The sequence below is a fragment of the Kangiella geojedonensis genome, from assembly GCF_000981765.1.
In the GTDB taxonomy this organism is placed as follows: Bacteria; Pseudomonadota; Gammaproteobacteria; order Enterobacterales; family Kangiellaceae; genus Kangiella; species Kangiella geojedonensis.
This window is the reverse complement of record NZ_CP010975.1, coordinates 1,221,867-1,234,127: the sequence shown is the minus strand read 5'-3', so window position 1 is coordinate 1,234,127 and position 12,261 is coordinate 1,221,867. Positions and strand designations below refer to the sequence as shown.

At 42.9% G+C, this 12,261-nt stretch carries 9 protein-coding genes; 2 read left to right on the top strand and 7 right to left on the bottom strand.

Going from position 1 to position 12,261, the window contains the following annotated elements; translation table 11 throughout:
• Position 1: 1 nt before the first annotated feature.
• The 4 genes from TQ33_RS05405 to TQ33_RS05390 all read right to left on the bottom strand — a co-directional run bounded on the left by TQ33_RS05405 (position 2) and on the right by TQ33_RS05390 (position 6,636).
• The gene (locus TQ33_RS05405) at positions 2–475 is read right to left on the bottom strand and encodes a Fur family transcriptional regulator (RefSeq protein WP_046561154.1); all 474 of its coding nucleotides are present in this window, start codon (positions 473–475) and stop codon (positions 2–4) included.
• 168 nt (positions 476–643) lie between these two features.
• Positions 644–3,766 carry an efflux RND transporter permease subunit gene (locus TQ33_RS05400; RefSeq protein ID WP_046561153.1) on the bottom strand — a complete coding sequence of 1,041 codons (3,123 nt, stop codon included), beginning with the start codon at positions 3,764–3,766 and terminating at the stop codon, positions 644–646.
• A complete protein-coding gene (locus TQ33_RS05395) occupies positions 3,759–5,249 on the bottom strand; it encodes an efflux RND transporter periplasmic adaptor subunit (protein WP_218915796.1) in 1,491 nt (496 codons plus the stop codon). Before TQ33_RS05395 ends, TQ33_RS05400 begins: the two co-directional genes overlap by 8 nt.
• Positions 5,242–6,636: a TolC family protein gene (locus tag TQ33_RS05390; RefSeq protein ID WP_052735215.1), complete on the bottom strand. Its 1,395-nt coding sequence runs from the start codon at positions 6,634–6,636 to the stop codon at positions 5,242–5,244. The genes TQ33_RS05395 and TQ33_RS05390 overlap by 8 nt, the downstream gene beginning before the upstream one ends.
• 781 nt (positions 6,637–7,417) lie before the next feature.
• Here TQ33_RS05390 and TQ33_RS05385 point away from each other — a divergent pair.
• Complete coding sequence (locus TQ33_RS05385; protein ID WP_046561151.1) at positions 7,418–8,329, top strand: pirin family protein; 912 nt, start codon at positions 7,418–7,420, stop codon at positions 8,327–8,329.
• An 8-nt stretch (positions 8,330–8,337) separates the two neighbouring features.
• Here the strand turns inward: TQ33_RS05385 and purT are convergent, their stop codons facing one another.
• Positions 8,338–9,519, bottom strand: coding sequence for a formate-dependent phosphoribosylglycinamide formyltransferase (gene purT, locus TQ33_RS05380; RefSeq protein ID WP_046561150.1), 1,182 nt, complete (start codon positions 9,517–9,519; stop codon positions 8,338–8,340).
• Positions 9,520–9,653: 134 nt separating this feature from the next.
• On the opposite strand from purT, the gene TQ33_RS05375 reads away from it, so the two are divergent.
• Positions 9,654–10,397, top strand: coding sequence for a HesA/MoeB/ThiF family protein (locus TQ33_RS05375; RefSeq protein ID WP_046561149.1), 744 nt, complete (start codon positions 9,654–9,656; stop codon positions 10,395–10,397).
• Here TQ33_RS05375 and TQ33_RS05370 read toward each other — a convergent pair.
• Entirely contained in the window at positions 10,394–11,329 is a 936-nt protein-coding gene (locus TQ33_RS05370; RefSeq protein ID WP_046561148.1) for a zinc transporter ZntB, read from the bottom strand. The two genes, TQ33_RS05375 and TQ33_RS05370, sit on opposite strands and share 4 nt — an antisense overlap.
• Positions 11,329–12,240: a mechanosensitive ion channel family protein gene (locus tag TQ33_RS05365; protein WP_052735214.1), complete on the bottom strand. Its 912-nt coding sequence runs from the start codon at positions 12,238–12,240 to the stop codon at positions 11,329–11,331. The genes TQ33_RS05370 and TQ33_RS05365 overlap by 1 nt, the downstream gene beginning before the upstream one ends.
• Positions 12,241–12,261 lie beyond the last annotated feature (21 nt).

Here is a 12,261-nt window from a genome sequence, read left to right as displayed (position 1 = left end):
TTTAGTCCTGCATCAAGTCCTTATCAGGAATACAACGGTTACAAATACAATTGATCTCAAGCTGGGGAGAAACCAAACTGAAATCGGCGTTTTTAACACTTTTTTTGATGTCACTGATGGTTGTGTGGCTAACACTGATTTCTTCTACTCGACTACAATTTCCACATATTAAAAACTGTGGTACTTCATGCTTATGATCGCTACAGATATGTGAGCAAGCGACATATTTATTAGCCAACTTCAACTTATGAACCAATTGAGCTTCTTCGAGAAAATCCAATATTCGATAAACTGACATGGGTGGAATATCAGAACCACTCTCCTGCTTATAAGCATCGATAAGTTCATATGCCGACAGAGCTTTATTCGACTTAATCAACTGAGAAAGTATTTCTTTACGCTTCTCCGTTAACCTGCCACCCTGTTGCTTGCAGAATTGGTCAGCATGGCCGATAACTTCATTCAGATTTCGCATACACGCACTTATCCTTATCAACATAAATGATATGATACATCATATCATTTTGATGTGTAAATGGTTGTTTAACTAAAATTATGGACTTTGGCCCCTTGAGAAGCCACTAGTAATAACAATAACAATGACTAAAAAAGCCACCAATAAGGTGGCATTAGGTATAAGAACTTAAAGTTTTAATGATGTCTTTTTCCACAAATAGAAAACTGCGGGAATCACAAGGAGCGTCAGAATGACTGAGCTTGCCATACCACCGACCATTGGCGCTGCAATACGGCTCATGACTTCTGATCCGGTACCTGTTCCGTAAAGAATTGGTAATAAGCCGACGATAATTGATAAAGCAGTCATCATTACAGGACGCACTCTCTGCCCCGCTCCCGCGTCAACAACCTCTTTTAACTGTTCAATAGTTGGTGATGTTCCTATCTCGCGAGAGTTTTTGAGCATTGCTTGATACGACTGATTCAAATAGACCAACATAATGACACCGATCTCAACAGCGACTCCAGCTAAAGCGATAAAACCTACGCCTACCGCTACTGAGAAATTAAATCCCTGTAAGTACATCAGCCAAATACTACCGACCATGGCTAAGGGCAATGTGCCCATAATAATGGCGACTTCGGCAAAACTTTTGAAGTTTAAGAAAAGCAGTAACACGATAATAACTAATGTTAGCGGTATAACATAGTTTAACTTTTCTTTCGCTCGTAACATGTACTCGTACTGCCCAGACCAATTAATGGCATAACCTGCTGGGAGATCAAGTTTTTCAGATACGACTTGTTGTGCATGTTCAACATAAGAGCCAAGGTCAACATCTTCGATGTCTACCAGCGTCCATCCATTCAATCGAGCATTTTCACTTTTAATACCGGGCGGTCCATCTTTAACAGAGATATCGGCCACATCCCCAAGAGCTACTCGTTGCTTGCTTGCCGTTACAATCGGTAACTCTGCCAACTTCTCAGGCGAGTTTCGATACTCTTGTGGGTAGCGCACATTTATCGGATAACGCTCTAAGCCCTCAACCGAATAAGAGACGTTCATACCACCAATAGCAGCGCCGATAACACTCTGTATTTGTTGGACACTCAAACCAAACCTAGCGGCTTTAACTCGATCAATATCAATATCAATATAGCGCCCACCTGCAACACGCTCTGAGTAAACTGAGCTTGTCCCAGGAATATCTTTTAGAATAATTTCTAGCTGCTTACCAATGTCCTCAATTTTGGATAAGTCAGGGCCTGAAACTTTGATACCAACAGGTGTTTTAATGCCCGTCGCGAGCATATCGATACGCGTTTTGATCGGCATAACCCAAGCATTTGTGAGCCCGGGGAACTTTACTAATGCGTTCAGCTCATCTTTTATGGTGTCAGTAGTAACACCCTCTCTCCACTCTGACTTTGGTTTAAACTGGATAAAGGTTTCGATCATGGTTAATGGCGCTGGATCCGTTGCTGTTTCAGCACGCCCAATTTTACCGAACACCGTTTTTACTTCAGGAACCGTTTTAATTAGCCTATCGGTTTTATGCAAAATCTCTCGAGCCTCGCCAACCGACAAACTTGGATAAGTTGTTGGCATGTACATGAGATCGCCTTCGTCGAGAGGAGGAATAAACTCGGTGCCAATTTTGTTGACGGGCCATAAACCAATTAGCAACACAGCCACAGCAGCCAAAAGTGTTGTTTTAGGGTAAGTTAACACCGTTCGCAGTACTGGCTTGTAGATAAATGTAAGTATGCGGTTTACTGGGTTAGCATGCTCTGCACGAACTTTCCCTCGAACAAAATACCCCATCAATACTGGCACTAAAGTGATCGCAAGTGCAGCTGATGCCGCCATGGCATAAGTCTTGGTAAAGGCTAGAGGTGAAAACATCCTGCCCTCTTGCGCCTCCAAGGTGAAAACAGGGATAAAACTCACGGTAATGATTAGCAAGCTAAAGAACAATGCCGGCCCCACTTCTTTGGCTGAGTTATAAACAATTTCCCACCGGTTTTTCTTGGTTAAAGGCGTTCGCTCCATATGCTTATGCATATTTTCTATCATAACGATCGCGCCATCAATCATGGCACCGATAGCAATAGCGATTCCCCCAAGAGACATAATGTTAGCGTTTAAACCTTGCAACTTCATGATAATAAATGCCGCTAGAATTCCTATTGGCAAACTGATAATTGCTACAAGGGAAGAGCGAATGTGGAACAAAAACAATATACAAACTAACGCTACGACCGCAAACTCTTCCAGCAGTTTAATCCACAGATTGCTCACGGCATCTTGTATTAAACCTGAGCGATCATAGACGGTTACGATTTCGACGCCGTCAGGAAGACCTTTCTTGAGATCTTTGAGCTTAGCTTTTACCCCATCAATAGTAGCTTGAGCATTTTCTCCATAACGCATAACCACGATGCCGCCAACCACTTCACCCTGCCCGTTCAAATCTGCCACGCCACGGCGCATTTGTGGGCCAGTAGTAATCTCAGCAAGTTCGCCTAACAACAACGGAGTTCCTTTGATGTTTGTGCCGAGAGGTATATTTTTAAGGTCATCAGTGCTGTCGATATAACCACTTGCTCTGACCATATACTCTGCTTCGGCCAACTCTACCACAGAGGCTCCCACTTCTTGGTTACCTTGCTGTATGGCCACCTTAATCATCTCAAGTGGAATGTTTAGAGCTTTCAGTTTTTCAGGATCGACTTTTACCTGGTACTGTTTGACCATACCGCCGACTGGAGCGACTTCAGACACACCTGCAACTGTTTGTAATTCATACTTTAAAAACCAGTCTTGTATTGATCTCAGCTCACTTAAATCGTGCTTACCGGTTTTATCCACTAAGGCATATAAATACACCCAGCCTACACCTGTCGCATCAGGTCCTAGCTGTGGTTTTGCAGTGTCAGGTAGTCTAGGTGCAACCTGACTTAAGTATTCCAGTACTCTACTTCGTGCCCAATAAAGGTCAGTCTCTTCATCAAAAATCACGTACACATACGAGTCACCAAAGAATGAAAAGCCTCGAACGGTCTGTGCTCCGGGTACTGACAGCATGGCGGTAGTTAAAGGGTACGTCACCTGATCTTCAACAACCTGTGGAGCCTGACCAGGGTAGTTGGTTTTAATGATAACCTGAACATCCGATAAATCAGGCAGCGCATCAACTGGGGTATTTTTAAAAGAATAAATACCGAGGCCTGCAATGATGACAGTGGCTAACAATACCAGCAGGCGGTTTTTTATTGACCACTTAATGGTTTGATTAATCATGCTGATGTTCCTTCACCGCTTGGTGTATTTCAGTAATAAAAAAGCCGCTGTCACGTACTTCAAATGTGAACTCTATGTTGCCGCCAATCATGAAGTCATCAATGGATAGAGATTCATCCAAGTCGAAATCCATGGTCATTGGTCCTCGGTTCCACTTCTCAATAGGACCACGTGAAATATTGACCGTTTGGCTCTCGGCATCAACAGAATTGATGGTTCCTGTAACTTTAGCTGATGGAGGTGCGCTTGCCATTTCGTGATCATCATGACCAGTATCACTATCAGTAAAGCGCTTAAAGTCAGATTCTATGCTCGACTCTGAATCGATTAAGAACTGCCCACTTAGCACCACTTCATCGCCTTCAACCAAACCGCTCAAAACTTCAATTGAGTCACTGGTGGTACGCCCAAGCTCCACACTAACGGATTTGAACTTCCCATCCCCCAGCGCAAGCACAACACGATCATTATTTTCAGTGCGAATCACAGCATGATGCGGAACCTGAAGTACCTGCTCATGAGACTCTGTATTAATGCTAATATTAGCGAACATATTTGGTTTGAGTTGATGTTCAGAGTTACCAAATTCCAGCCGCACTTTTGCTGTTCGGTTGACGGAGTCGACCATCGGATAAATATAATCAACTTCACCAGACCACATTTTGGATGGTAAGTAATCTAACGTCATTTCAACCTTTTGCCCCACAGCAACATAAGGAAGTTGTCGCTCAAACAACTCCACCTCAACCCAGACTCTGTCTAGGTTTCCGATGGTCATTAAGCGCGTACCCGGCTGTAAAAACACACCTTCTCTTGCATTGAGGTTATCAATAAGACCCGCCGACTCAGCATAAAAGGTGACATTTTGGAGCGGCCTTCCAGTACGAACCAACTTTTTAAGTTCTTCAGCTCCAAAGTTCAACGATTGTAAACGTTGTTTTGCAGCGTTCATTAAACTTTGACTGTTTCGCTTTTTTGCTAATAAATATTCTTGCTGAGCGTTGACTAAGGTTGGTGAGTAAAGGGTATAAAGAGGTTGTCCTGCCTCGATATACTCACCGTTATGGCTAACATATAACTTTTCTACCCAACCATCTGTCCGCGAGTGGATATGGGTTAATGTGGTTTCATCATATGCAACATAGCCAACGGTATTAATCTGGTCAACTAAGTGACTTTTCGAAACCTTGCCCGTTTTAACGCTAAGGTTATTGATGATATTGGGAGCAATTTTTACGGTGCCAAGACTATCACCAGAATCGTCACCCTCCTTATAGACAGGCACTAAATCCATACCCATAGGCGACTTACCAGGCTTATCACGACGATAACTAGCATCCATTGGTGCAACCCAATATAGAGGTTCTTTGCTTGCTTTAGCGCTGCCCTCCGTATTGTCAGGAGAAAGCTGGAGCATAGTCAACACAACCACCCCCCCAAATAAGAAGCCAACACCGGCATAAGCAATAGATTTTTTATTCATGTCGATCTCCTGAGTTGATTGGGTTGTTGGAGGGACTCAACTCATCAGTGACGTCAGTAGTTTTGTATGAAGAGCTTATCTGAGCTAACAGTTCAGAAGGTGTTTTAGCCTGGTAGTAGTTAGCGCGTAATTTTGTTTTCTCGATTTCAACTGCAATATCCAATGCTGTGAGTTGAACGTTAACTTCATCAATACGTGCTCGCACTAACTCAGCAAAGTCAGCTTCGTTATTGCTATATGCGTTCATAGAAGCTTCGCCTTGGTGCTTAACTTGGGGCAGGATTGACTCGCTGTAAAGTTTGTGTCGTTCTTTTAGCTTATTCAATCGTGAAAGTTCAGTGTTATAAGCGGACATCAAGTGATTCAATAGCAATGCTTTTTCTTCAAGCTTAGCTTCCTTATCGTAAACAGCGCTTTGCACATCAAGATCTTGTTTGTTTCCAGTAAACAACGGAATATCAAAGCTCACGCCTAAGCTAAAGAAGTCCGGACGTTGCATTCCATCAGCTGCATCTTCTCGAAAAGCATAGCTACCATTTACAGTAAATTGGGGTTTGTAACTTTGTTTTTTTAAGTTGACCACCTTTTGTGAAGCTTTGATACTTTGATCGACCGACTTAATCAGCGGGTGCTGCTGAAAACCATCCTTTTTTTCGATTAAAGTCATTCGTGGTAATGATTGGCTAACAAAGGAGACACTCCCGTATTCTCTATCGCTTAAGTAGCTCTGCGGGAGCTGAATATACTCGCTAAGTTGACGTATCGAAGTGTGTAACTTATCTGAGTAAACGGTAACTTGGTCATCCAGCTTTGCTAACTCTAAATCTGCACGAATAATTACTTGTTGACTGGTTTGTGATAATGCTGATGTGTAGCTAATTTCTGCCGCTTCTCTTAGTTCTTCAAACAAATACTTCTTATCATTAATCAACGCAATACTTTGTTGAGCTTTATGCACATCAAGCCACAAGGCTCCAACCACCATAATTAATTGGTTTTTACGGTTTATCCTCATGGTAGGTTCGACACTGGCTTGAAGCTGATTTATTTCTCGCTTTAAGTCGAGTGAATCGCCCCTTGCAAAAGTCTGGCTGAATCCTAATTTAAACTGAGTCATAGGCTGGCTGTTAAAACTAAAGTCATCTACCGGTAGGTTTGCTAGATTAATTGAGGCTTTCGGGTCAGGCAGACTGGCTTGTGACTCAGCCTGTGATAACAGTGACAATTCTTTAAACTGACTTTTTCTCAACCATGGATCATTTTCTATAGCCATGATTAATGTCGACTCGAGTGTGTATCCATAGCCATTCGTTTCAGCCTGTGAGTTCGTCACAGAGCTAAACAATAAAGCAGCTACTAATAATATTGCGCTTTTAAGGGTACTCATAACCTTTCTCTACTGAATTAACATTACTTCGACGCGGAACGTCTTTTAGATTCAGGTTGAGCTATTTATAACGGTGTAGAAAAGAGATATAAACGCTCACCAACTTCAAATGGATAGATCTATCCTGGGTTAACTGAGAATTGGTGGCTTATAGAGAGAGTGTAACGCTAAAGAATGAAAGTTATTAATGTACGAACTTACAAGGCTTGACTGGCTGAAAAAATCTGAATGGCTAACTGATGAATTCAACATCAAAGCAACACAGGTTGCCATATCGCAGCCGGATGCCATATCACAGCACGGCATTGTAACCACTTCATCGGAACTATGACTATTATGGTCCATGTTGCTATGGTCCATGCTCATACTTGTGGTTGCAGGCATTGAGCTCATGTCACAATGCTGATTAAAAGCCATAAGCTGCCCCGCTACGGAAAGTAACGTAAACAGTAAAATCATTCGAATGACTTTTAAGCTCATAGTTTAACCATTATTCAAATACACAGATATTGTATTTCACCAGAGTGAATGTAGCAAATATTAAGCCATCACCTTTACCAAGCTTTACTAAACGTCATTTCCACAAAATCAGTTAATAAGCTTGTGGATAAAGCTCCTGAGCCATTAGTTTCTTTGCTTTGAGGTGTTTTGTTGAATTTTTAACAAGCTCATTTTTTACGCTGGTTATAATTAACTGTTATACAAAATATCGATGTTTTGAATTTGTTTAATTATTAGAAAGTTGCTAATTTGAACTAAACAGTCTTACCGGGTGAACACTATGAGCAACTTACTAGAAGCAAAACCCAATAACGAGTGCACCGAATCTCCTTGCCCTGCGGTAGAGCAACTCATTGGGCCCAAAGAGAAAGACCTTGGCGGCTTTTCGGTAAGGCGACTATTTCCTACGGTGGGCAGAAAAGCGGTTGGGCCTTGGGTGTTTTTTGATCATATGGGACCAGCTAGTTTTAAGGCTGGAAAAGGCATTAATGTTCGCCCCCACCCTCATATTGGCATCGCGACAGTGACCTATGTTTTCGAAGGTGAAATTCTTCATCGCGACTCTTTAGGCAGCCACCAAACGATTACGCCGGGTGATATCAACTTAATGGTTGCGGGTAAAGGCATCGTGCACTCGGAAAGAGAGCGGCCCGAAATTAGCAGCACAGCCCACAGCCTTCATGCTCTGCAATTATGGCTTGCACTCCCCGAAGATAAAGAAGAGATGGAGCCAGAGTTTCACCACTACCCAGCCGAAAACATACCATGCGTCACGGATGAGAATATTAAACTTCGAATTATGATGGGCACAGCTTACGGCGAATCCTCGCCGGTCAAAACTTTTGCTGAAACCTTGTATGTAGAAGCAGACTTCGCTTCCGAGCAGTCTTTGGCGTTACCCAAAGCGGAAGAACTAGCGATTTATGTGGCGAAAGGCAGCGCAACCGTAGACGGTACCGTCGTAAATGAACACTCTATGGCCGTCATTAATACAGACCTGAATGTAAGCGTTCTTGCGCAGGAAAACACACGGTTAGCTATCATAGGCGGCGAAAACCTTGGAAAACGTTATATTGATTGGAACTTTGTTTCTAGCTCTAAAGAACGAATTGAAAGAGCTAAAGAGGACTGGAAAGCCGGGCGCTTTCCTAAAGTTCCTGGAGATGAGGAGGAGTTTATTCCCCTCCCCTGAGTCCTGTCTTAAAGTGTAACTTTTACTGAAGATGAAACACCACGAGCTTTTGCTCGTGCTTTATCAATAGAGTCTGCATTAGCTAAAGCAACACCCATGCGACGCTTGCCTTTGACTTCAGGTTTTCCGAATAAGCGAAGGTGAGTATCAGGCTCTAAAAGTGACTCTTCAAGGTTGCTAAAGCTCACTTCTTTTGACTCCCCTTCAACTAAAATAACGGCTGAGGCTGAAGGGCCATTTTGTCGAATGACTGGAATCGGCAAGCCCAGAATCGCCCTCGCATGTAGTGCGAACTCAGATAAGTCTTGAGAGACTAATGTGACTAGTCCAGTATCATGTGGTCGTGGTGAGACCTCGCTGAAAATAGCTTCATCGCCCTTAATAAAAATTTCAACACCGAAAAGACCGCGTCCACCCAGGTCATTCGTCACAGCTTTAGCCATGTATTGTGCTTGTTGTAAAGCCTGCGGTGACATCGCTTGTGGCTGCCAAGATTCGCGATAATCTCCATCTTCTTGGGTGTGACCAATTGGTTCGCAGAACTGGGTACCGTTAACGGCTCGGACTGTTAACAAGGTAATTTCGTAATCAAAATCCACAAAACCTTCGACAATGACTCTACCCTCGCCTGAGCGACCACCTTCTTGTGAGTATTGCCAAGCTTTATCGATATCGGACTCTGACTTGATGGTCGACTGTCCTTTACCGGAGCTACTCATCACTGGTTTTACTACACACGGAATACCGACTTCTTTAACCGCCGCCTGATACTCTTCGTAGGTATCAGCGAATTGGTACGGTGATGTTTTAAGCCCAAGCTCCTCGGCAGCCAAGCGACGAATACCTTCTCGGTCCATTGTAAGATTTGTCGCTCTAGCAGTTGGAATAACGGTAAATCCTTCACTTTCTAGCTCTAACAAAGTTGATGTCGCAATAGCTTCAATTTCAGGCACTATTAAGTCAGGACGCTCCTGCTCCACTAACTGCCGCAAAGCAGCGCCATCCAACATATTGATTGTGAAGCTTTTATGAGCCACCTGCATCGCTGGGGCGTGCTCATAGCGGTCAACGGCAATAACTTCAACGCCAAAGCGCTGTAACTCAATAGCGACTTCTTTACCAAGTTCACCTGAGCCGAGCAACATGACCTTCTTAGAAGTGGATGAGAAAGGAGTTCCGATTGTAGACATAGTATTTTTATCAATATTTATAAAGGTCTAAGATTATCAGCGGATGCATGAGAGTGCAATTTCGAAAAGGACTATCTTGGCTATAAACTTATGGCTATGCGATAATCACTTCATATTCACCCTCAAAAGCTATTATGCTTAGTAAAGAAGAGCTACTCCAATACAGTCGCCACATTATCTTGCCTGAGATTGATATCGAAGGACAGGAAGCTATAAAAGATAGTCATGTTTTGATTATAGGTTTGGGCGGACTTGGCTCCCCTGCTGCACTTTATTTAGTCGCGGCAGGTGTTGGTGAACTTACGGTTGTTGACGATGACTTAGTCGAAAGCTCAAACTTACAAAGACAAATTATTCATCGAATAGAAACTATCGGTTCGCCAAAAACAGAGTCAGCGAAAGCTAGCCTAGAGTCCCTATCACCAACCATTAAAGTCAACTTACTCACCCAAAAGGCAAGTCCTGAAGTTTTAAATAAACTGGATTCAGAGCGTTTCACCTTAGTTTTAGACTGCACCGATAACTTTACCAGCCGGTTTTTGATTAATGAATGGTCGGTCTCTAATCAGATTCCATTGGTTTCAGCAACAGCTGTAGCCTTCTCAGCTCAGTTGGCCGTGTTCAATCAAAAGCTACAACATGCTTGCTACCAATGCTTGTACTCCAATATGAACTTACCAGAGGGTAATTGTGCAGATCAGGGGATTTTATCGCCAGTCGTTGGAACCATGGGTACTTTACAAGCTACAGAGGCTTTGAAAATTATACTTGGGCTCAATAAAGCGGATACGAGTTTCTTGCTCACATATGACAGCCTAGATACAGCATTCCAACGTTTTAATATTATGAAAGACCCAAGCTGCTCTGTATGTAGCTAGTACCATTTTTTAAACTTAAACCACACCATTAAACCGATCGCTATCAATAAACACAGTCCCGACACAAACCAGAAAGCGTTAGAGTCTTGCGTTCCCGGTAGTCCGGCGACGTTCATTCCGAGTAAACCTGAAAGAAACGTCAGCGGCAAGAAAATTGCAGAAATAATGGCCAGTACGTATAAACGGTTGTTTTGCTCATAACCAATCTTGGCTAATAACTGTTCTTGTAACGCCATGGAGCGTTCTCGGGATAACTCTAAATCTTCGAGTAAACGTGCAATTTTGTCACGGTCATCCCGCATTTCTTCCAGCAAGTCCTCTGTGAGCAATGGACTAGCCGCTCGGCTTAGTTTATCGAGCGCATCTTTTTGTGGGGTTAAGTAACGTCTTACGGTGGCCGCTTGACGACGCAAATTACCAAGCTCGGTTCCAAGCCCCCTACTATCAGCTGTTTCGATGCTATCTTCTTGAGCGTCCAACTGTTCTTCAAACTGCTCAAAAAAGTCCTCAATTCGAATAGCCAGCCTCTCAATCAACACAGCAAGGAACTCTCCCGGTGTTTTAGGGCCGATATCATTCTCTAAGTTTTTAAAGATATCTTGAAGCGATAAACTCGACCGATTGCAACTGGTGATCACGGTGTTATTGTTTGCCCACAAACGTATCGAAATCATATCTTCTGGATCAGCATTCTTGTTTAGATTAACGCCACGTAAGCAGATCAATAAGGATTCTTCATCTTGATAAAAAACAGGCCGTGTTTCTGCTTTTAACAGTTGCTCTTTAAATAAATTATTGAGCAGAGGGTTTTCATCCAACCACTGGCAATCTTCATCAGATGAATAATTCATCCTATACCAACGGTAGGCTCTTGGAGCATCATCGGTTTCGGTGATCAGCCCACCTTTATTCGATATATCATAATGTTCCATTAGCTATCACCCTTTTCATTGTCTTTCGAATTATCAGCTTTACTACTCCGGTTGATAGTTACAGGAAAGCTAGACTGATTGTCGAATTTGAAATGCAAATCTCGTTGAGGGAATGCAATAACAATACCAGCTTCCTCGAAATGCTTGGTAATGCTGAAGCGTATATCACTTCTAATCACACGCAACTCTCTAACGGCTCCGACACGAGCCCAAAACCAAAGGTCGAAGGTTAGCGCACTGTCTCCAAAGTCTTCGAATATGACAATTGGTGCAGGGTCATCGATGACGGCCTCATGATCTTTTAGGACCTTTTCAAGTATCTCTTTTACTTTTTCAACATCACTGCCGTAAGCGACTCCGACTCTGACCGAGGTTCGGATATTAGGATCGACCAAGGTCCAGTTGATAAGGTTTGCCTGAAGTAGACTACTGTTAGGAACCACCATGTGGGCACCATCAATGCGACGAATCATGGTCGAACGGTTGCCCACTTCAATGACACGCCCTAAATGTCCTTCGTATTCAACAATGTCGTTGATTCTAACTGGGCGCTCAGACATCAATATCCAACCACTGATAAAGTTATCCATGACTGTCTTGGCACCAAAGCCAACGCCTATCGCTACAGCACCCGACATAAACGCAAAGGCCGTTAAAGGCACATTAAAGAACGATAGGACCGTCACGGTAATTATCGCGAGCAAGATAAAAAATATGAGTCGCTTTATAATAACCAGGTTATCTTCAGCTAGCTTAAATTTGGTTAAGATCTTTCTAGTGATGAACTTTGAAAAATAATGGCTGAACAATCCAGCAAGGATGATGAACAATATCGCAAGAAGTAACTGTGACATCGTCACATCAAACTTGTCGCCAATTGAAAATAAAGGTTTGGAAAGCAATTCTTGCATCGTTCGGAACCATTATTGATG